Source organism: Bifidobacterium thermophilum (assembly GCF_002846655.1).
Lineage (GTDB): Bacteria > Actinomycetota > Actinomycetes > Actinomycetales > Bifidobacteriaceae > Bifidobacterium > Bifidobacterium thermophilum.
In genome coordinates this window covers 256,075-278,441 of the sequence record NZ_PCGX01000008.1, presented here as the reverse complement: position 1 = coordinate 278,441, position 22,367 = coordinate 256,075, and the positions used below count along the sequence as shown (strand labels likewise).

The window sequence follows — 22,367 nt, the reverse complement described above, 5'->3', positions numbered from 1 at the left end:
GCGAAACGCCCAGCTGAAACGAAGGACGATATGGTATAAGGCAGGCCATCGATACGGCGGTATCTACGGCAACCGTGTCTCTCGGCCGTGTCGACGGCATCGACAATGCCAGCAAGCGGCGAAACACCGTCCGATTGCCCAACACTGCACTTGCAGACGCGATAGCCTGTATCCATGAGTACGCATCTGTTCAGCGCACGCGACATGACGTGCACCGTCCCCTCGCAGGACGGCGAGAAAACCATTTTCCAAGGACTGTCCTTCGACATCGACGCCGGCGAGATCGTCGACCTGGTCGGCCCGTCAGGCACAGGGAAAAGCAGCCTGCTCACCGCATTCGCACGGCTCAATCCCCATGCCAGCGGCACCATGTTCCTCGATGGCCGTCCATCGACGGAATTCACACCGCAGCAGTGGCGGTGTAGCGTCGCCTATCTGCCGCAGAAATCGGTGCTGATCGGCGACAACGTCGCCGAAGTCATTCGTTTGCCGTGGACCCTGGCGATCCGCAACGAGCAGGATGACAGCTCGTCTGACACGAATCACCCTGCTGACCCCCAAGCCCACGCCCGTACCCGCGGCAAACGGCATCGCAGCGGCATCTGGGGCGCGGTGCACAACGGCGTCGATATGCTGCCAGATGACAAAATCCGCGCCACCCTCGACGCCATCGGCTGCGAAGATATCAATCTTGGCAGGGCGCCGCACGACCTGTCAGGAGGGCAGGCGGCACGCGTGAGTCTCGCGCGCACGCTGCTGACAGATCCAAAACTGCTGCTCGCCGACGAGGTCGATGCCGGGCTCGACGATGACAACGCGGCAAAAGTCGCCGCCATCCTCAGCGACGCCGCACAACGCGGCATGGCGGTGATCCGCATCCGGCACCGCCCGCCGGACGGGGTCGCCACCCGAACCGTCACCCTCGACGAAGGAGGACTGCGATGAACACGATCAATCTGGCTTCGGCATGGGCCACTCTCCCAGGGAACACACCCCACGTCACTCAAACCGTGGCACAAACAGCCACGCAGACGACATCGGGCACCTCCTACCCCATCGACATCTGGGGCCTGCTCATCGCACTCGCGATGGTGATGGTCGCCTCCGGGCTGTCATGGCTCATGCATCTGGGCATCGGCAAAACGCTCCTGTGGTCCGCATGCCGCGCGCTCATCCAACTGTGCGCGATGGGCCTCATCATGGGCTATGTCATCAAATCCGGCAACCCGTGGCTGGTACTCGCCTTGGTCGCCGTCATGCTGGTGGCGGCCGTGCAAATCACCCTGTCACGCGCCAAAGGCGTGCCGAAGGGGCTTGCGGGTCCGGTGCTGCTGACCTTGGTCATCACCATGCTGCTCATGATTTCGATGGTCACGGAACTGGTCGTACGCCCCCACCCGTGGTATGCGCCACAGCTGGTAGTGCCACTGACCGGCATGCTGTTGGGCAATACGGTTTCCGCGCTGGCCGTAGGTCTGAGCCGCTTTTATGAAAGCATGAAGGAACGGCGGGACGAGGTCGACACGCTGCTGGCGTTAGGCGCGACCCGCTGGGAGGCCGCACGGCCATCGGTGATTTCCTCGATCCGCCTCGGCTTGCTGCCGACCACGGCGTCGCTCGCCTCAAGCGGCATCGTGACCATCCCGGGCATGATGGCCGGCCAGGTCATCGCGGGCGGTGACCCGCTCAACGCGGCGAAATACCAGTTCGTGATTCTCGCCTCCATCGCCGCGCTCACTTTGCTTGCTGACACCCTGATCATGGTGATGGTGTATCGCACCTGTTTCACGGCCGATGACCAGTATCGCGACAAGCCCGTGGTCGAGCGTGGGAAGAAGCGGTGACGATTTGCTTGCCGAGTGAATGTCAACAGTCAGGTAGGTCGGCAGGCAGGAACCGCATCAACTCGAGTACCGGGCAAACCGGGCGATACAACGTTTTGGGCCGCACCCCGGAATACGGGATGCGGCCCAAAACAGTAGGGATGCCATCCGGCGAATTCATGTACCCGCCGAGCAGCATCGTGGTCATTCAATCACAGCACGTCCGGATCGTCCTTGGCGATTGTGCCGGTCGCCTTGCCAATGGCCTTGAGGCCGTGGTACATGACGAGCACGACGATCGTGCCGATGGCGATGCCGTTGAACTGCACGCCGCTGACCGCGAAGGTGAAGTCGGCGATGCCGATAATCATCGTGACGGCGGCGGTCATCACATTGACCGGCTTGTCGAAGTTGACATGGTTGTCCACCCAGATGCGCACGCCGATCATGCCGATCATGCCATACAGCAAGGTGGTCACGCCGCCGAGCACGCCGGCGGGAATGGTGTTGATCACGGCACCGAACTTCGGGCACAGGCTCAAAATCAAGGCGAACGCCGCCGCACACCAGTAGGCGGCCGTCGAATACACCTTCGTGGAAGCCATGACGCCGATGTTCTCGCCGTACGTGGTTGTGCCGGAGCCGCCGCCGAAGCCGGCAATCGCGGTGCCGATACCGTCGGCCATGAGCGCGGTGCCAATCTGGTTGTCATAATCGCGGCCGGTCATCTGTGCAACGGACTTGACGTGGCCTACGTTCTCGGCGACCAGCACGAGCACGACTGGAATGAACATCGCGAGAATCGAGAAATCGACCTGCGGCAGATGGAACTGCGGCAAACCGACCCAGGCGGCGCCTTCCACGGCCTTGAAATCGACCTGGCCGCGGGCGCACGCGTACGCATAGCCGACCAGTACGCCCAGCAGGATGTTCAGACGCCCGACCAAGCCGCGGAACAACACGCCGATCAGCAGGACGGCGACCAGCGTCACCACAGCCGTGTCCGGGGCCTTCTTGAAGTTCGTCCACACCGACGGGGCGAGGTTGAAGCCGATGATCGCCACAATCGCGCCGTTGACCACCGGCGGCATGATCTTGTCAATCCACTTGGCGCCGGCGAAATGGACAAGCAGGCCCACCAAGGCGAGCAGCAGACCGGTGACCATGATGCCGAAGCTTGCGACCGCGATGCCCTTGTGGGCCGAGGCGACCGCCGCAATCGGGGCGATGAAGCCGAAGGAGCTACCGAGGTAGCTTGGCAGTTTGTTCTTGTTGATGAGCAGGAACAGCGCCGTCGACATGGCGGTGAAGAACAGGGTCGTCGACGGGTCGAAGCCGGTGAGAATCGGAACCAGGAAGGTCGCGCCGAACATCGCGATGACATGCTGGGCGCCGATACCTGCGGTGCGCGGCCAAGACAGGCGCTCGTCGGGTTCGACCACCTCCCCGGGTTTCAAGGTCTTGCCGTCACCATGCAGTTTCCATGTGAACAAGCCGCTACTCATCTACTGCTCCTTTGTCTTCTTGGAATTCGCCGGACGCACATGGCGCGCCGACGCCTTGCACAATGGTAGCGGTGTCGATGTCACGAGAGACGACAATACCTCAAAACCCGCAGATTTTCAGGCGTGTCGCACTCTCGTCGTCTGGGTGCCGGCAGTCAGGACGCATCGGGTGGCAATACGGGTGTCACTTGGTGTATTGCGTCAGATGCGGGTCAACCGAATGCACGACATCAACCAGATCGCCGTTCGACAGCAGCGGGCGCTGGAACTCGCGCCACGGTTCCACTTCAACCTCCCAACGGCCGGTCTGCTCGTCGAGCACCGGGCGGGCGGTCTGTTCCCAGCGCAGCCGTTCGGTCGTGCGGCCGGTGTGCGGGTCGCGGCGGGAATAATGCAGGCACGTGCAGTTTGTGATCTTCCAATCGTCGCTGTCCGCACGGTGCATGAATTCCTCGTCGGAGAGGTCCTCGAGCGTGAGCATCATCGCCAGCATGAAATCGCCGTGCGTGACTACGACCACCGATTCCGACTCAGACCGGCGGTCGAGCGAGGTGAGCAGGTTGTGCACACGGTCTTCGGCGACATCGGCGATCGATTCGCCTGCCGGCGGACGCCAATACAGCGGGTCGGTGCGTTTGAACAACCAGTTGCGCTCGTAATTGGTTTTGAATTCATCTTGCGTGATGGTGTTGATTTCACCCCACGACCGCTCACGCAGCACCCGGGTCTCCTCCCATTTCGCCTTGGGCAAGGCCATGGTGGCGGCCGTTTCGCGGGCGCGGACGTACGGCGAGACCAGGTAGCGGTCGAATAGCTGCTGCTGGGAGACAAGCCAGCGGCCGATGCAATCAGCCTGGCGACGGCCGGTCGCCGTCAAACGCCACGAACGATCCGGCACCGTCACGTTATCCTGCGTGTACAGGGAGGTATCGCCCTGCTCGCCGGCCTTGATGATGACATTCGCCTCGGATTCTCCGTGCCGGATCACATACAAATCAAGCGGCATCCCCATAGGCGCTCCTTTCCGAACAATGCGTCCAGACCGCGACCACGCGGCCAATTCCTGATACTACGCTATCGCAACATCCCGGGACCATGCCGGCGAATCCGCGGGGCGAGAACAAATGACACCGACAATTCACCGCGTGTCCATCAGACGGTGTTTATCGGGGGTGTTATCAGACGGTGTGTATCGTCCATGTGGCGGCACCGTCAGATAGTGTTCCGCAGACTGCAGCGTCCGGCAGACGGTGTCCATCTGACAGCATCACCGGACAGCGTCACCAGACGGTGCCCGTCGCCCATCAGACACGTCAGCTGATATGCACGGGCGTGCCGTCAGGAACCTGATCGTAGAACCACTTCGCGTCAGACAAGGTCAGACGCACGCATCCGTGCGATGCCGGATGCCCGAGTTTCACCGCCTCGCTGACCACATACGTCCCCGCATCCTGCTTGGTGGGCACGGTGTGGAACAGGAAGACGTTGTTGCGGAAGGACACCCAATAGTCCGCGCCCCAGCCATCGGAGGGGTTGTAGAAATGGTCGCCCCGGCCATTGATGGTGAAATCCCCGTGTGGAGTGCTGTCGTTGAGCCCCGTGCTGGCAATCATCGTGTAAATAGTCTTGCCGTTGGAGCACACGTACACCCGTTGGGCGGACAAATCGACCGTGATGCTCAGGTTCTTGTATTCGGACAGTTTCGGCTGCGCCCCGCCAGATGCGGCACGCCAATCGACGGTCGTGCCCTTGTTCTGGGCATTGGTATGTGTGCCAGGGGATGCGTTAATCGCCGGTACTGCGGATTTGTTCAGTGTATGAGTACCGTCGGGGGCGGGAACTTTGCGGTGTACGACAGTAGTGGATGACCCGGATACAGCTCGGGTCGTCGCTCGCATATCCGCACGATGCTGCTGGATGGAGAAGAATCCGAAAATCAGCGCGATACATGCCAACGCCGCGAGAAGAACCCTGGCATTGCGGCGGAGCGGATGATCGCTCTGCCCGCTTCGATGCGGGAAAACCGCCATAGTCGCCTCCGTTCGTCTGCAGTACGCACGCTGAATTATGCCCCCGTGGTTGGTATCGCCACGGGGGGATTCATTCATGCCTTTCTACAATAACGGTATCCGCACCGATGACGCGCGGGTGGAGCCGTTTTCGTCGCTACAAGCCAAAGTTGACAAGGCGGATGGGAGATTGTTGCCGCGCGCGGGAGACTGGCAGGAATCGGTGCGAGACGGTCTACGCTCTCTCCCCGCCACCGCCCGGTAACCGCCTGCCGTGCAACACGACAGTCGCACCACGGCGGAGTTGAGCGCTTGCCGGCCAACTATGAATAGCGGAATCGTTGCTGCGAGAACACCAAAACAAGAATGACACCCGTCCTCCTCCGCCCTGCTCCCCACCAAAAAGGAAAGGAAACCACGGCGAGTTCTAGTGAACGTCGCAACTGTGCGGCGGCATGAACCCAGATTTCGCAGCAGGTCATACACGAACCGCGCGTTGTGCCTCGAAATGAGGAGCGCAACGATTTGTTTACAGGCAGCGAATCGATTGCGACCGTCATCATGGAAATCACAGGTGTGGCATGGCTGCAGCAAAGCATCAGCATGTTGGCGCAGTCGAGGGTTCGCCGGTCTCGGAGACCGACTGAGGCAGCAATCAGCAACGCGGAAGCCAATCCTTGCACAGCACAGAAACTAGTCTGGTCAAGCTGGCCACAGTCGTGTCATGTATCCGAGCAGGAACATGCTTGCCCGCGAATCGGGAGGGGTGTCATCACTAACAGCCTCTTCGTCAACGGGTCTCATGGTCAGCAGGCGTCATCGCTCAGCGTGGGACTTCTCTCGTTATGTGCAGTTTGACGCGTAAACTCCCAGGGGTCTGATTTCGAGCATGTTGGTATTTCAACGTTTTCATTGTCGCATCAGCGCGAAACCCCGTCTTCGTCCATAAACTCCCGGGAGATTACCGCCATTGGCGCCATTCCCGCCAAAAGTCCCGGGAGGTTACCGCCATTGTGACGTTTCCGTCAGAAGTCCCACGTACCGGACCTGTCGCGTCCGACTGTGCCGGCGAGCGCCATCGAAAGTGCACTCTAAACGCACTCATTCGATGGCGACAACCGCCCGGAACGTGTCACGAACGGCCTGTTTCCGTACATTCAAAAACGGCGCGATTGCAACGTTCCATGGTGTGGAATCGTTGGAATTGCGCCGTTTTGGCGGGGTGCGGACGGTTACTTGGATACGTTGAACTTGAATTCGACGATGTCGCCGTCCTGCATCACGTAGTCACGTCCTTCAAGGCGGAGCTTGCCTTCCTCCTTGATGGTGTTCATCGAGCCGTTGGCTGCGACGAAGTCATCGTAGGAGACGATTTCGGCCTTGATGAAGCCACGCTCGAAATCGGTGTGGATCACACCTGCTGCCTGCGGGGCGGTCCAGCCCTTGTGGATCTGCCAGGCACGCACTTCCTTCTCGCCTGCGGTCAGGAAGGTCTGCAGGCCGAGAATATCGAATCCGACACGGGCAAGCTGGTCGAGCCCGGATTCCTTCAATCCGGCGTCCTCAAGCATCTCACGCGCATCCGCCTCGTCAAGCTCGGTCAAATCAGCTTCGAACTGGGCGTTGAGGAAAATCGCCTTCGCAGGGGCCACCAAATCGGTGAGCTTCTTGCGCAGCTGCTCATTGGACAGTTCGGCGTCGTCAACATTGAACACGTAGATGAACGGCTTGGCGGTCAGCAGGTGCAGGTCGTAGATGTCGTCCTTGTTGATCTTGCCTGCCTGGGCCGCGTGGTCGATGGTCTCGCCCGCCTCGAGGATCTTCTTCGCCTCGTTGACTGCGTTCACGTATTCAGGCGTGACCTTCTTGCCGCGCAGTTCCTTCTCGAGCTTCGGCAGCGCGTTTTCGATGGTTTGCAAATCGGCGAGGATGAGCTCGGTGTTGATTGTGTCGATGTCGTCGGCGGGATCGACCTTGCCGTTGACGTGCACGATGTCATCGTCCTCGAAGGCGCGCACGACCTCGCAGATCGCGTCGGCTTCACGGATGTTCGCGAGGAACTTGTTGCCTAGGCCCTCGCCCTCGGACGCACCCTTGACGATGCCGGCGATATCGACGAAGGTGACGGTGGCGGGCACGATCTTCTCGGTGTGGACGAGCTTGGCGAGCACCGGCAGCCGGTCGTCCGGCAGGGGCACGATGCCGGTGTTCGGCTCAATGGTGGCGAACGGGTAGTTCTCCGCCAGCACATTGTTGCGGGTGAGCGCGTTGAACATAGTGGACTTGCCGACATTCGGCAGGCCGACGATTCCGATAGTTAAAGACATGCTTTCCAGTGTAGAGGCATGATGGACGTAGCGCATGCCGACGGCACGTCATCACCCTTGCGTAATTCGCGCCGACTGGGAGAACAGCCGTCGGATGAGCCGCCGCGACACGAGCGGCGGCCGGTGCCACGATTTGCATCGTCAACACCGGCCGCCACCGCAAACATCAAGGAACCGTCAGCCTTCCACAGCTTGCACCGCGGAAATCACATCGCCACGGAACCCGTGCTGTTCCAACGCGACCACGCCGCGGATGGTCGCGCCGCCCGGAGAGCAGACCGCATCCTTCATGGCCGCGGGCAGCCGCCCGTCACTGACTTGCAACGCGCCCGTACCCTCGACCATTTTCGCGGCGAGCCGGTACGCGCTGGCACGCTTGAGCCCATACTGCACGCCCGCGTCGGCGAGCGCCTCGATGTACATCGCGGTGAACGCCGGGGCACAGCTGGAAATGGTACCCGCTTGGGACATGTGCGCAGTGTCGACGGTCTCGAGCATGCTGACCGGCTCGAGCAGCGCGCGGACGAGCCCCGCCTGGTACTCGGTGAGATTGTGCTTGTCTTCGACGACGCTGACGCCTTGGCCAACGGCGATCGGAGTGTTGGGGATGATGGAGATGTGCGGAGTATGGTCCTCGAGCACGGTTTCAAGGCGGTCGAAAGTCCACCCCCAGGCCACGCATACGACGATGCTGTTGGCCAGTTCATGCAGAATTGGGGTCACGACCTCTTCGATGAGGTTCGGTTTGACGGCGAGGATGACGATATCGCTTGCTGCGGCAACCTCGGTGGCGTTGTGCATCGGACGCACGCCAAGCGCGGACGTGCTGTCCACGAGCTTGTCGTAATGTCCTGCGCAGGCGAGAATCTGCCCGCCTTCGAGGACTCCCCCGTCCACAAAGCCTTGGGCCATGGCCTGTGCCATGGCGCCGTAACCGATGAATCCGACGGTGATGTCGCTCAGTTGCTGGGTCATTGGGTTCCTTTCTTGGGTTGTTCGCCGGCGCCATGCCGGCCACGGATGCGTTCGGGCGCGGTTGCGGGCCGCGCCGGGCTGGTCACTTGATGCCGGCGAGGTCTCCCCGCCCCAGGGCTTCCCGGTATTCGCGCGTGAAAACCCGCGGGTCGGTGCGCAACCCGTCATGCTCATACTCGTTGGTCGCCCAGTAGTGGCTGTTGCCGACACGGGACAGGGTATCAAGCTGAAGTGTCGAATCAACATACATGTCGTCCACGTAGACAGTCGCCTGCAGCGGCACCTCGTTACGAGCGAGCTGGTCGGCGTCGTAGATCTTGCCGAAATGCGTGTCCTGCATGAGGATGTCCATCGCTGCGGCGAATGGGTGCAACGCCTGCTCCTGCCGGAACATCCACGGGAAAATCGCCTCCCCGGTGAACAGCAGCGGCCGCGCGGATACGGAGAATTGAGGGCGGGTGTCGTAGGCGCGTTGGGCAGCCCAGTTGACCGGATGTTCGAGCTCGCCGTCGGCGTAAATGAATTCCTGAAGCGGCCAGTACAGGGGGCGGGATGCGGTCGTGTCCATCACATGGGTGAGGAATTCGTCGGACAGCGGTGACGAGCTGTCCACGGAACCATCGCCGTCAACGAAAGCCTCGTCGAACAGCCAGTGAATCTGTTCGAAACTCGGCTTCATACCGAACCCGCCACCCAAAGTCTGCACGCGTTCGACGGTCAGCGGATCGCCGTTGGGCAACGCCACTCCCCCTTGGGCCACCCGGTCGGCAACGGCGGCGACACGCTCGCGGTCCTGCGGATAACGCACGTAATACTGCATGGTCTTCGATTCCATACGCGGGAAGGTGTGCGCGTATACGTCGTCCGGGTCAGCCGGCACATGCGGGATGCCGCCGTTGGTGAAGCATGCAGCCAATCCTTGCGGGAACAGGGACAGGTAGCTCAAGGTCAGGAACCCGCCGTAGCTCTGCCCGAGCGTGACCCACTTGCGGCCGCCGAACGCACTCAGGCGCAGATGCTCGAAGTCCCGGATAATCGAATCGGCAAGGAAACGCTTGAGATACGCAGCCTGCGCCGACGCGTCCCCGATACGGGACATGGCATGCGAATCAATACGCGAGGAACGGCCAGTGCCACGCTGATCAGGCAGCACAACCCGGAAATGCTTCAATGCCTCTGCAAGCCAGGCATCCCCGCCGTCATGGCCCATCGGGCGCGGGCCCGCACCTCCCGGGCCTCCTTGTAAGAACAGCAGCAGCGGCAAGTGCTCCTGCTCGTGACCTGCCTCGCATACCACCCGGTAGAACAGCCGAATCGTCTCTCCGGACACCGTTTTGCCGGGCGTGTCGCCCCGCCAGTCCAGCGGCACATCAATCGCATGATCTTCGATATATCGCCCCGGAACGTAATACTGCGCCAACGCCGTCATCGTGCACCTCCCGACCGTGAATCGGCCCATCAATCCGTTATGCCCACCATAGCGCCACCCCGGCCTTACCTCACCTTTCCCTGTCTTTGCTTCGTTCTTCCCGCCTTTCATCCTCGCGCATGATGGCCGCGGTGCCCGCCGGACGCTAGGGTGAATGGCATGCATTGGATGACACGGATGACCTCATGGGCCAAAAGCCACGTTCTGGCGGTGGATACCGCCATGACCGTGCTGGTTGCCGCGCTGTTCCTGGTGATTGTGACCGCCACCGGCTCCATTCCCGGCGTGTTCTTCTCCTGCCCGGCAACCGCGTGTACCCTGTGGCAGATCGCCATCCTCATTCCTGTGGCTACCCGCCGGTGGCGTCCGGAACCGAGCGCTTGGGCGATTACCGCAGTTGCGGTCGCCCAGCTCATCATTGGTCCGGCGCTGGTGCCCGCGGACTTGTTCGCGTTGAGCGTCCTGTACGCCGTCATCGTGTACGGCAATCCGAACCGAAGCCGCCTGTTCGCGTGTCTTGCGCTGGCCATCGGCATCCTCGCCTCGCTCGCGCTGGCAATATCTACCAGTGTCGGGCCGGTATTCGGCGACCCCGGGTCCCCGTATACCATCTCCCTGTGCGAAGGCAACGACCCTCACACCTGCGCGCAGAATTTCCTCTCAGCGTTCACGGGCGGACTCATTGTCATCACCCTGTGCATCGTCACCGCGATTTTCCTCGGTTACTGGCAGCGCGCACGCAACGTGACCATCACGATGCTGCAAGAACGCAACGAGGCTTTGCAGGCCGGGGAGGACGAGCGACGCCGGATTGCCGCGTTGGCGGAACGAGCCCGAATCGCTCGCGATATGCATGATGTCGTCGCGCACACCCTGTCAATCATCATCGTGCAATCCGATGGGGGCAGGTATGCCGGGGCTTCGAACCCGCAGATCGCCAAACGCACGATGCACACCATCGAACACGAGTCACAGCGTGCGATGCGCGATATGCAGCATCTGCTGGGCGTATTCGGCGAACCCGACCATGCCGACTACCGGCATGTCTCCGCACTGCTTGACGAGGCCGAGCGCTCTGATGCCGACATCCAGATCCGATTCCACAGCTCAGGAGAGCCGCATCCGGCGCGGCTGAGCGAAACCGCAAGCACGGCGATGTACCGTATGGTGCAGGAAGCACTGACCAATGTGCGCAAATACGCCGGCCCCGACGTGCACGTGGATATCGAGGAGGCGTGGTCAGAAACCGGGTTGACTGTCCGTGTCACCGATGACGGTCGGGGCGCGAGCGCCGCCGCGGACGGACATAAACCCGGCTTCGGTTTGCTCGGCATGCGCGAACGCATCGCGATGGCACATGGCAGTGTCCAAGCGGGACCAAGGCTCAGCGGTGGTTTTGAGGTCATGGCGAGTGTGCCGTACCGGGACGCCGAGCATGAAGCCGAACTACGTGTCACCGCTTCGACCGCAACTTCGCCGGCACCGGGCGCGGGCGAACCAACCATTCCGGCAACTGACCTACAGCGCAGTAGTACAGTCGGCGGCGCTCCCGCCCCCGTCCGGCAGCCACGGCAGAACACAATCGGCGGAGGAACGCCAGTGCGACAAAGCATCGCACCCGCATCACTGCCGTTGCAGGCGCGCCCTACGCGGATTCCTGACTTGCTGCGGCGGTGCTTCAACGACCGCCGTCCGGCGCTGCCTACTGCGGAAGATCGCACAGACGGCGCCACGAATACGGTCGAACGCATGTCCATGTGGTGGGAACGCCACTATCTGGCGTCAGACATCCTGTCTGGTCTCATCTTCATCGCGTTCTTCGGCCTGTCCGGGGTGAACGTGGGCAACAATCTCGAATTCGTGCTCACCGGTAACCAGACGCATGCCATCGGTCAAGCCGTCATCTGGGCAGTGACGGTACTGGTCATCCTGCCGTGGATGTTCAGGCGCCGTTTTCCACAGGCGAGCGCCATATTCGCCTTCGTTTTCGCCATATTCCAACTGCTGGTTATGCCGTGCATCCTGTTCGTCAACATCATGTCGCTCGGTGTGCTCGCCGCCGCAATCCTCTATGGCGACCGGCACTCCACCAACCGGGCGATCGCCGCGGCCTCAACCGCCACATGCATGTGCGCGCTGTGCGTGTTCTCCGGAGCCATGGGGTATACCTCCCTGCTCGCCATGCTCGCCGATCTTGCACAGCTGCAACGTCCCAGCGGCGCCATGCTGATTGAAACGGTCTCCGCCTTCGTCACCGTCGGGCTCATGTGCCTTATTGCCATCGTCGCAGCGATATGGAAACGCACAAGCGGCAACGATGCGCTCGTCTTGCAGGCGCGTGAACAGGCGCTTAACGAGGAGGCCCGCCGGCAGCAAGTGCTCGCCGCGAACGTGGAGCGTGACCGGATCAGCGCGAATATCCAAAGCGAGGTCACCGACACCCTCCAATCCGTAATCGCTTGTACCCATGAGGGGCTCGCCATGTTCGAACACGCGGAACAGGAAGGGACCGAGCCGGATGCAGCCGCAGTCTCCGAAGCGTTCAAACAGATCGGCGAGCAAGGACGGGCCGCTCTGGCACGCATGCGCGAATTGCTTGGCGTGCTGCGCAAAACCGGGTTCAGCGACGAGACGCACGACCGGTCTGCGGATATCGCCCCGCTCGCCCCGGTTTCTCCGCCTGCCTCAGCCTCCTCTGCCACCCCGGCTACGCAGGATTCCCAGGCCACACCAGCTGCCCCGGCCGCTGCGATCACTCCTGCCGCGGTCTCGGATGCGCTACCGGCCGCCGAAACTACCGCCTCCGGCACCGCCGCCACCACCGCCGAATCCGCCGGATGACCCCGAACCTGAGGAGCCGAGCGTGGTCTGTACTGCGCTCTGGACTTCAACGAACCCGTCGTTGAGCTGCGCGCCCAAATCCGCGAAAGACGACGGCGCGAATGCCGCGACACCGGACCCGCCGCCAGCGGTCAAGCCAGCGACGACACCGCCGGGCAGAATCGTCGGACGGTACATCCAATACACGAGCGAACCGGAGGCATGGTCGTCAAGCCACTGCGGGTCGGATAGCTCAGGAACCGAACGGGCGAGTTGACTCATCACCTGTTCTGACAGCCCGAAAGCCGCCGCATAGACGAGGTATTTGTCCCACAAGGCAAGCTCCTGCGTGCCACGATCTGTGAAATCGCTGAAATCATTGAGATATCGCTTAAACGCTTCCAGTTGCGAAGCCAGCTGACGGCCGTGCTCGTTCAAACCGGAGAACCTCATTAGGCCCATGCACAGGCCCACACACAACGCGACCGGAAGAATCGTCACCAATTGCAGGAACAGGTTGCTCGATAGCAACGCGCAACTGGCCACCAGATAGATGAACGCGATGATGCTGACGACGATGCTTCCCCGGCCGACAGGCACAGTGAGGTTCAGTTTCGAGAACTCCCCCTCAAGCTGCGTCACCATGGTCTGCTGTTCTTTCGCGCCGCGTTTCCAGTCATTCATCAGGGAACGCATCTGCTTCATGTCGAACACCCGGGTCTTACCGCGTTTGCCCACCGCCTCGAGGAAATCCAGCAGGTCGGTCTCGCTGTCGCACAGGTGCAATGCCGCATGGCCACGGGAATCCTCGCCATCTGCTTCGATTACGATGGTCACGTCATCAGGTTTGACGGCGATGCTCGTGCGCCCGTCCGACCGGTCCACGTAATATTCGACGGCCGGGGTTTGCTCGACCCCTGACAAAACGGTGGCGTCACTCGCGCCGGATACATCAATGCCGTCATAGGATTCCGCCGTACCAGGCAGGAGCCTGATAGCATGTTTGGATGCGAGCGAGAGCATGGTGGCGCTCAGTGCACGCGCATTCGTCTGCGATGCAGGGCAATGCTCAATCAGCGCGTTGAGGCGCGCCGCGTTGTTCGGCGTCATGTCGGGCGGCTCACGACGGTACGCGGCGTCCTTGGGGAACGACGTCTTGCGGATGCTGCCGCGCAGGCAGGCGAGCATGGCGACGCACAGAGTGATGCCTATGGCCGCGATGATGAACGCGCGCATCACCAATTCCCTGTGTTTGGCGTCGCGGTATCGCGCCCAGCGGTCCATCTTGTCCTGCTCCGAGGTGATCAGGCTCTCCCGGTGTTCGCCCGGTTCATGACGGGCGACATCGTTCATCTGAGCGATATCGACCATGGCGACCACATCGAGATACATGCCGGATTCCACGTTCTTCGCTGAGAAATGCAGCGTGCCGTCTTTATCGCGTGTGGTCTGTGAGAACGGGCCTTCGAAGTGCAGCCAAGTCGCTGAATTCTTCGTCGTGACGCCATCGGGGAAAGTCACCGTCCCCGTGACTTCACCGATCGGGACGGTGTTTCTGGTGCCAATCGGCTCCCACTGGAATGTGGCGACATCATCGTAGGCGGTGGACACCCCTTCGAAGGTCATCGTAATGTCGAACCCCATGCTGTCGGTGTCGTCGGTCGCGGGGATGTTCCAACCGATTTCAATAGTGGGGTACTGATCCGAGTAGCCGCCCGAGGCGTCAGGCTTGTCACGTTCCGGGTCATACGTCTTTGTGCTCACCCCGGCGCGTTTGATATACCAGTGCCCAGCATACGTGGAGTCCCATAGTGACGTGGACTGGCTGCCGGGCACGACCGGGTCTGCCTGGGTGTAAGTTTCGCCGGTCGTGGTGTTCTTGACGCTCACCCCGGTGATGGCGGTGAGTTGGTCGGGGTCAAGGCGATACTGCTGGTACAGTTGTCGCCACGGCTTGCCACGCTTCTTGAGCGTCACATCGATATGCTCGCGAATCTTCAGATCGCCATTGCGTTGCACTTCGACCTCATAGTTGGCGCTCCGATACGTCATGTCCGCAGACGGATAGATGTCCAAATAGGTCCTGACGATGATATAGGTGCACGCGAGCACCACTGCAAGCGCGATGCCGACCGCCCTTTTCCACGCGCTGGCTGTTGACTTCACAGCTGGCAACTCCTTGTGCTCCATGCCGCAACGGAATCGCCGCCGTGGCTTGTTCCGGATGCCTTGTCCGGTATCAGCCCACACGTCCGCCATGGTCGTTCCCGAGCATGATACGTCGTTCAGTATCTCAGGAGTGCGGTACATCACCGCGCCAACCGCGCATCCGCCCCTCCCTGTCATTGCATCTCAAGCCTCGTACGCCGTGTGGGTCGCGCGCGAACCGTGCCGCATCCTAGCGCACGCCCCCACCTGCGGATACAGTGGAGACTATGAATCAACAGCAGCACATCCGCGTGGTCATCGCCGACGACCAGGAACTCGTCCGTGCCGGATTCGCCATGGTCATCGGGTCCCAGGCGGATATGGAGGTCGTCGGGCAGGCAGACGACGGCGATCAGGCAGTCGCGCTCGCTCAAGAGTTGCATCCTGATGTCGTGCTCATGGACGTGCGTATGCCCGGCATGGACGGAATCGAGGCGACACGCCGGATCACTGCGATGGAATCGACGACGTCTCATCCCAGTGACACGCCGGGCGGCCATACCGAGAACATCGATGACGCCGGGCATGTCACCCGTGTCATCATTCTGACGACTTTCGATCTGGACGAGTATGTGATGTCCGCGATCAATGCGGGTGCGTCGGGCTTCCTGCTCAAGGACACTGAGCCGGAAACGCTGCTGGCCTCCATCCGTACCGTGTATCAGGGCAACGCGATCATCGCCCCGTCCGCAACCAAGCGGCTTATCGAGAACATGGTCGAAGGCAAGCTCGCCCCCACCGTACGACCGGGGACGTCCGGCGGCAATGAAGCGCAGTACACCGATCCGGAGTTGAACGAACTGACCGAACGCGAGCGCGAGGTGCTCATTGAAATCGCGCATGGGCTGAGCAATCAGGAAATCGCCGACAAGCTGTTCATCAGCCTGCCGACCGTGAAAACGCATGTGGCGCATATCCTGGCGAAAATCAACGCGCGCGACCGGGTACAGGCGGTTGTCTTCGCCTACGAGAACGGACTGGTCCGCCCGTAGACGCTCCGTAGAAGCGACACGCAAACCATATGCGGGTATGCAGATACGCTGTGGCCCGCCACTGCATTGAGCAGTGGCGGGCCACAGCGTATCTGTCGAACTATCTGCGATCCACATCCGCCGGTCGCTCCCGGCCGGCGGAACACCTAAATCAGGCTTCAGCGAGCGCTTCAACCGGCGGGGTCTTGACCGCGCGCCGTGCCGGGAAGACGCTGGCGAGCAGGGCTGCCGCAGCAGCGACCACCAGCACGATCAGATCGAGCTTCCATTCGCTGATGAACGCGACCTTGCCGTAAGGACTGAACACCATGTAGGAGCCGATCCATCCGAAGGCGATGCCGAGAATCTCGCCTGCGATGCCGGCGACCAGGGAGATGACCAGCGATTCGACGGCCAGCGACCATCGCAGCTGGCCACGGGTCATACCGATGGCTCGCAAGGTCGCGGATTCGCGGGTGCGTTCGATAACCGACAGGCTCAACGTGTTGGCCACGCCGATCAGCGCGATCAGCACAGCGACCGCAAGCAGCGCGACCAGAAGCGTGAGCATCGTGTCGACAATCTGGTTCCACCGGACGCGTTCGGCGATAGGACCAGACAATGAGGCGCCTGCGCTTGTGCCGATGGCGGTCTGCGCGTTGGTAAGGATGTCCACGGCGGAAGCCTTCGACGTGTCGACCGCGGCGAGGACGATATGCCCGTCCGCCTGCACTTGCTTGTTCTGGAAATAGGATTCGTTGACGAACAAGGTGACGATGACATCCGGGTCGACATTGCGGTAATCCCTCTGGGTGACGATGTAGGTCAGCGTGTTGGCGTCGGATGCGCCATCGCTGCCGTCATCGTGTGAAGCGCTGAAGCTCACTTCGTCGTTCTTGAACGAGAAGACCTTGCCGGTGAACGACGAGTATGTGGGAGCCAAGGCCTTGCCTTCGTCAAGACTGACCCCGCTGAGATTCGCGTGCAGCACCTTGGACAGCGTGGCTGCGTCGGGCACCCCGATCAGGGTGGCGCTGCGCTCTTCACCGTCGATGATAACGCTGCCGCGGGCTATGGGCGCGTACAGTGTCGTTGTCACGCCGTCGATCTTGCCGATCTTGTCGGCGACGGACTGGCTCAGTGCGCTGCCCTTGGCGATCATATCGACGCTGTAGTGCGTGTCGAGCGTGTTGTTCATCGTCTGTTTGGCGCAGGCGGCACCGGTCCCGATGCATGAGACGAGTGTCACGCCGATCAGCAGGGCGACACCGGTGGATGCGACACGCCTCGGGTTCTTCTGGATATTGGCATGCGCGATTTTCGCGGCAGGACCGAATAGTGCGGCGAATGCACCGCCGAGACGCATAAGCAGTGGCATCCAGAAGGCCGCGGTGACCACCAGACCGATAAAGATCAGGGCGCAGCCTGCGATGGCGGACAGCAGCATCGTCGGATAATCGTCGCTCAGATTCGAGGAGGACATGGACGAGCGGAGCATCATCACCGCGCCGACGGTCAACGCCGCACCGAGGGCGATCAGCAGGAAGCCGATGATGCCCCGGGCGATGCCGGCACGCTTGTTGTCACTGATATCGATGGGACGCAACGCTTCCAATGGTGTGACTCGCGTGGCGGAACGCGCAGACCCGATCGAGGCGAGCACGGTCATGATGACACCGAACGCGAGCGGGATCACGAAGACCTTCCAGGTGAATACCAGTCCGCCGGTCATGCCCAGGCTCTTGAGCGCGTGGCTGTGGACGACGATCGCCATGATCGCGGAGCCGAATGCGATGCCCAGTATCGAAGCAATCACGCCGAGGATGCCCGCCTCGCCGATGACGGAACGGTACAACTGGCCTTTTTGCGCGCCGATCGTGCGCAGCAACGCCAAGGTGCGGCGGCGTTGGGCGACCAGCACTTGGAAGGTGTTGGCGATGACGAGCGCCGCCACGAGCATCGCGAGGATGCCGAAGCACATGAGGAACACCGTCACGGCGTTGGTGCCTGATTGGCTGAGCGCCTTGAGCGCCTCATCCCCCGCTTTCTGCCGGGTTTCGATGCTGTAGCCGTTCGGCAGTTCCTTTTTGATCGATGCGACGGCGGTATCGGCCTTAGTTTCGTCGATGTCCAGGGTCATGCCGGTGAACATGAGGTCGGATTCGCTGTCCGCTCCCTCAAGGTTCGCCAAGGTTTGCATGCTGATGACAGCGGCACCGCCATAGGCGCCGAATGCGCCCTTGGCGTCTTCGGTGAAGCCGCTGACCGTCAACTCGACGGAATCGCTGCCTCTCATGCCGGAACCGTAGTTCGCGGCGAGGGTCACCTTGTCGCCGATGTTCACCGACAGTTGGTCGGCGAGCTTGGCCGGCAGTGCTATTTGCTTATTCCCCGTCGGCTGATGGCCTTTGACCATGGTGACCGGCAACAGACGGTCATCGCTCGACGCGTTGATGGCGAGCAGCGTGGCGCTGTTGTCTCCCGTTGACACGTTGACCGGAATGTTCTGCTGGATGTACGTGGATTTCACACCGTCGGTGGAAGCAATCTGTTTGGTGTTCACCTCACCGATGGTGGGCGGTATCGAGCCTGATCCACGCATCTTGGACGCGCTTTGGATGATGTAATTCGCTTGCGCATACTGGGCGGTCAGCTGGGTGCGCAGGGTGTCGTTGAGTGTGTTGCCGAACAGGAAGGTGCAGGCGATGAACGCCGTGCCGATCATGATGGCGATTCCCGCAGGAATCAGCATCTTCATGTTCTTCTTCATCATTTTAATCGTTATCGACCACATGGGAATGTCCTTGCTTGTCTCGTGTCTGTCATTCAGCGTTGGATGCCGGCACACGGCATGGCGGCAGCAGGCGGCAGCGGCACGCCTTCGGACAGATTGAGTGTGGCGCGACGGCGTTCCTGCATGAGCAGTTCACTCATCTGGTCGGCGCTGGGATGTTCGACATCCGCGACAATCTGGCCGTCAGCGAAGACAATGGCGCGATCCGCATAGGAGGCGGCGACAGCATCATGCGTGACCATGATGATGGTCTGGCCGAGTTCTTTGACCGAGCGTTTCAAGAAACTCAGGACTTCGGCGCTGGAGACGGAATCAAGGTTGCCAGTCGGTTCGTCGGCGAAGATGACGGATGGTTTGCCGATGAGCGCGCGGGCGATGGCGACACGCTGCTGCTGCCCGCCCGACAGTTCGTTCGGGCGGTGTCCCAGGCGTTCACGCAACCCGAGTGTGTCGACCAGCATGTCGAACCATTGGCGGTCGGGCTTCTCGCCGGCGAGGGTCAGCGGCATCACGATGTTCTGTTCGGCGGTGAACATCGGCAACAGGTTGAAACTCTGGAAAATGAAGCCGATCTTGTGGCGGCGCAGCAACGTCAGCTGCTTGTCGTCCATGGTCGTGATATCGGCGCCGTCAAGCAGAATGCGGCCGCCTGTCGCTGAATCAAGGCCTGCAAGAGTGTGCATCAGCGTGGATTTGCCGGAGCCGGACGGCCCCATGATCGCGGTGAACTTCCCTCGTTCGAACGCGACATTCACGTGACGCAACGCCTGGACCGCGTTTTCGCCTGTGCCGTAGATTTTCACCAAGTCGACAGCTTCGACGGCAATGGGATTCGGGGTTGTCATGGATCTTCCCTCCATTCGTTCGTCCGGACCTTTCCTGGACGTCTACCCCCAATCTATCGAATGGCGAACGGAAAACCCATCATGCGCGAGACGGAAAACCCATCAGACCCAACATCATCCCCAAGAATGACCTCATGGGTGGAATCCCTGAACGTGCAGGTGACACGCCGGATACGGCATAGGGGCGAAACCCGGAGACAGGACGGACCAGCGGGACAGAACGGACCGATTTCCGGCAGTTTCGACGATCATACGCCTCACAGCATGGCCATCGCGACCAGCGCGCCAGCGGTGCAGACCATCGTCACCGCGGCAATCGCCCAGTCGGCCGGCCGCATCGACAGGCGCACACGATAGGAACGCTTGACACCGGGCAATCCCAAACCACGTGACTCCATAGCCCAGCCGACACTTCGACTCATTCGGTAGGCGCGTATCAGTACGGCGACAATGACGGGAACCCACGCGCGGGCACGGGCCAACAGCAGTGCGCATGGATTGCGGATGCCGCGCGCCCGGGCCCCTTCGCCGGACAGATCAAGGCCTCGCGCACGCTGGGCGTCACGCACCTGAGTGACAATCCGCGCGAAAACCGGGATGTACCGCAACGCGGTCGCCAGTGTCAGACCAGCGCTGTACGGCATGCCCAAAGCGACCGCCCCGCGGATGAGTTTCGCCTGGCTGGTGGTGAACAGGGTGAGGAAACAGGCGAAACCGAGCGCGGGAATGCGCAGGCCCATCACCGCGGCCATGAGCAGGTTCTCCCGGGTCAGCCGCAGCCACCCCCAGCCGACGAGCACATGCGTGCCGGAACGGTCGAATATCGGCCACAGCACTACAATCAGCACGATGATGACGGCGAGAATCTTCCACACCCATGCGATGTTTTTCCACGGAATATGGTCGGTGAGGAGCATGAGATGTTCAAGAATCAACGCCGCGAGCATGAGCGGCCAGCTGCGCCAGATGAGGCACAGGACAAGCAGGACGAGCGAGATGAGGAATTTGACACGCGGGTCGACGCGGTGCAGCCAGCCGTTGCCGGGAACGTACAGGTCGGCGTCCATCAGTGGCCCTCCCCGTATTCGCAAGGTTCCGGCAGTCCGAGTTCCGGCTGTACATGTTCCAGTTGGCCGTTTTTCTGCGGCTCGATCCGCCCGGCGGCGCGCACATGCCCGTCCTCGAGTTCGATGAGATAGGTGCAGCGTTCGCGCACCGTACGCATATCGTGGCTGATCATCACGACGGTTGTGCCTTGCCGGCAACGTTGCGACGCCGCGTCAAGAATCATGCCGGACAGTCGGCGGTCCAGTCCGGCCGTCGGCTCGTCCAGCACAAGAATCGGCGTATGCATGGCCAGAACGGACGCGAAGGCGACCAGTCGACGTTGGCCGTAGCCCAAAGTCGCCGGCGATTGTCCTGCGATATCCTCGAGACCGAAGCGGCTGAGCAGCCGGCCGACGCGGCGGCTGATTTCCTCGCGCGACACACCGAGGCACAACGGGCCGAAGGCGATTTCCTCGCGCGTGGTGGAGCAGAAAATCTGATGATCGGGGTTTTGGAACGCGTACCCGACATGGGAGGCCATCTCGCCGACACGGCGCCCGCCCACATGCAGCCCGTCAACGGTGACAGTGCCGGCGCTGGGTTGCAACATGCCGTTGAGATGACGGGCGAGGGTGGTTTTGCCTGAGCCGTTGCGCCCAATCAGGCCAACGAACGCACCGCGGTCGATGGCAAGGTTCACGTCGTCGAGGGCGGCGGAACCGTTGCCTCCTTCGGGATACCGGTAGGTGACATGCTCGAAGCTGATCGCGGGCCGCCTCTCCCCTGTCCGCATGGCAGCATCCGTGACAATCGCCGGTGGGCCTGGTTCTCGCCCCGGCAGGGCGACCCCCAGCTCGATCAGCTTGTCCCGATGTGTTGTAAACAGCGTGGTATCGCCAAACGCGGTGATGCTGCCAGAATCCAACAGCATGATGTGGTCGGCGTATCGGGCCAGCCCGTCTGTATCCTGCTGGGCCATGACAATCGTCAACTCGCGGGTTGCGCGAATCGTGTCAAGCGCTTGGAATACTTCCCGAGTGCCTTCCGGATCGAGCGCCGCCGTCGGCTCGTCGAGCACAAGAATGCGCGGATGGCAGGCCAAAGCCGCGGCGATCGCCACCCGCTGCATCTGCCCTCCTGACAGGCTAGTCGGTACACGCCGGCGATACCCGTCCATGCCGACCAAGTGCAGCAACCCGTCGATGCGCTCGTCCATACGGCCGGGATCGACACCGCGGCTTTCCATTGGGAAGGCGAGTTCGTCTTCTACACTGGCACAGAACAGTTGGGATTCCGGGTCCTGCTGGACGTATCCGACATCGCTTGACAGTTCGGCGATGCTGCATTCGGCGGTGTTGCGTCCGGCGACGGTCATCGTGCCGCGCATGGTGCCGTCGTCCGGATTCGGGATGATACCGGTGAGCGCCATGCACAGCGTGGATTTGCCGGCCCCGGTCTGGCCGATGATGCCTGTGAATGATCCGGGCAGGATTGAGAAATCCAGCTCGTTCAATGCCTTGACCGGTTCACCTTCGTCCGTTTGCGGGGTATACCACCAGCTGAGGTGGTTCGCCGTGATGATCGGGGCGTCGTTCATATCAGGTCGTTCGATTG

The 22,367-nt window shown here is 61.5% G+C and carries 14 protein-coding genes and 2 pseudogenes; 5 read left to right on the top strand and 11 right to left on the bottom strand.

Going from position 1 to position 22,367, the window contains the following annotated elements; translation table 11 throughout:
- The first annotated feature begins 174 nt into the window (after window positions 1-174).
- Together CQR48_RS03865 and CQR48_RS03860 are read left to right on the top strand one after the other, a co-directional pair.
- Window positions 175-945 carry an ABC transporter ATP-binding protein gene (locus CQR48_RS03865; protein ID WP_244898929.1) on the top strand — a complete coding sequence of 257 codons (771 nt, stop codon included), beginning with the start codon at window positions 175-177 and terminating at the stop codon, window positions 943-945.
- Entirely contained in the window at window positions 942-1,844 is a 903-nt protein-coding gene (locus CQR48_RS03860) for an ABC transporter permease (RefSeq protein ID WP_015450335.1), read from the top strand. The genes CQR48_RS03865 and CQR48_RS03860 overlap by 4 nt, the downstream gene beginning before the upstream one ends.
- A 191-nt stretch (window positions 1,845-2,035) precedes the next feature.
- On the opposite strand, the gene CQR48_RS03855 is transcribed toward CQR48_RS03860, so the two are convergent.
- From CQR48_RS03855 to CQR48_RS03830, 6 genes are all read right to left on the bottom strand, one after another.
- Complete coding sequence (locus CQR48_RS03855; protein ID WP_101452065.1) at window positions 2,036-3,328, bottom strand: uracil-xanthine permease family protein; 1,293 nt, start codon at window positions 3,326-3,328, stop codon at window positions 2,036-2,038.
- A 184-nt stretch (window positions 3,329-3,512) separates the two neighbouring features.
- Window positions 3,513-4,340, bottom strand: coding sequence for a histidine phosphatase family protein (locus CQR48_RS03850; protein ID WP_015450331.1), 828 nt, complete (start codon window positions 4,338-4,340; stop codon window positions 3,513-3,515).
- Window positions 4,341-4,641: 301 nt separating this feature from the next.
- On the bottom strand, window positions 4,642-5,358 hold the full coding sequence (locus CQR48_RS03845) for a L,D-transpeptidase (protein ID WP_244898928.1): 717 nt from the start codon (window positions 5,356-5,358) through the stop codon (window positions 4,642-4,644).
- A 1,211-nt stretch (window positions 5,359-6,569) separates the two neighbouring features.
- Window positions 6,570-7,664 carry a redox-regulated ATPase YchF gene (gene ychF / locus CQR48_RS03840; protein WP_015450329.1) on the bottom strand — a complete coding sequence of 365 codons (1,095 nt, stop codon included), beginning with the start codon at window positions 7,662-7,664 and terminating at the stop codon, window positions 6,570-6,572.
- Window positions 7,665-7,841: 177 nt separating this feature from the next.
- Window positions 7,842-8,639: a pyrroline-5-carboxylate reductase gene (proC, locus tag CQR48_RS03835; RefSeq protein ID WP_015450324.1), complete on the bottom strand. Its 798-nt coding sequence runs from the start codon at window positions 8,637-8,639 to the stop codon at window positions 7,842-7,844.
- A gap of 82 nt (window positions 8,640-8,721) precedes the next feature.
- Window positions 8,722-10,068, bottom strand: a complete 1,347-nt coding sequence (locus CQR48_RS03830) for an alpha/beta fold hydrolase (RefSeq protein ID WP_101452064.1) — start codon at window positions 10,066-10,068, stop codon at window positions 8,722-8,724.
- 159 nt (window positions 10,069-10,227) lie between these two features.
- Here CQR48_RS03830 and CQR48_RS03825 point away from each other — a divergent pair, with 159 nt between their 5' ends.
- Window positions 10,228-12,909 (top strand): sensor histidine kinase, encoded by a 2,682-nt coding sequence (locus CQR48_RS03825; protein WP_101452063.1) that lies wholly within the window; start codon window positions 10,228-10,230, stop codon window positions 12,907-12,909.
- Here CQR48_RS03825 and CQR48_RS03820 read toward each other — a convergent pair.
- Entirely contained in the window at window positions 12,847-15,054 is a 2,208-nt protein-coding gene (locus CQR48_RS03820; RefSeq protein WP_180334529.1) for a DUF2207 domain-containing protein, read from the bottom strand. The genes CQR48_RS03825 and CQR48_RS03820 overlap by 63 nt on opposite strands.
- A 269-nt stretch (window positions 15,055-15,323) precedes the next feature.
- On the opposite strand from CQR48_RS03820, the pseudogene CQR48_RS09445 reads away from it, so the two are divergent.
- Window positions 15,324-15,503, top strand: a pseudogene (locus CQR48_RS09445) (response regulator transcription factor); the annotation flags it as partial.
- A 123-nt stretch (window positions 15,504-15,626) separates the two neighbouring features.
- Window positions 15,627-16,088, top strand: a pseudogene (locus CQR48_RS09440) (LuxR C-terminal-related transcriptional regulator); the annotation flags it as partial.
- Between the two features lie 151 nt (window positions 16,089-16,239).
- On the opposite strand, the gene CQR48_RS03810 reads toward CQR48_RS09440, so the two are convergent.
- From CQR48_RS03810 to CQR48_RS03795, 4 genes are all read right to left on the bottom strand, one after another.
- Window positions 16,240-18,861, bottom strand: a complete 2,622-nt coding sequence (locus CQR48_RS03810) for an ABC transporter permease (RefSeq protein ID WP_101452060.1) — start codon at window positions 18,859-18,861, stop codon at window positions 16,240-16,242.
- Between the two features lie 32 nt (window positions 18,862-18,893).
- Window positions 18,894-19,706 (bottom strand): ABC transporter ATP-binding protein, encoded by an 813-nt coding sequence (locus CQR48_RS03805; protein WP_180334528.1) that lies wholly within the window; start codon window positions 19,704-19,706, stop codon window positions 18,894-18,896.
- Between the two features lie 257 nt (window positions 19,707-19,963).
- Window positions 19,964-20,773 (bottom strand): energy-coupling factor transporter transmembrane component T family protein, encoded by an 810-nt coding sequence (locus tag CQR48_RS03800; protein WP_101452058.1) that lies wholly within the window; start codon window positions 20,771-20,773, stop codon window positions 19,964-19,966.
- Window positions 20,773-22,350, bottom strand: a complete 1,578-nt coding sequence (locus CQR48_RS03795) for an ABC transporter ATP-binding protein (RefSeq protein ID WP_101452057.1) — start codon at window positions 22,348-22,350, stop codon at window positions 20,773-20,775. Before CQR48_RS03795 ends, CQR48_RS03800 begins: the two co-directional genes overlap by 1 nt.
- Between the last annotated feature and the right edge of the window lie 17 nt (window positions 22,351-22,367).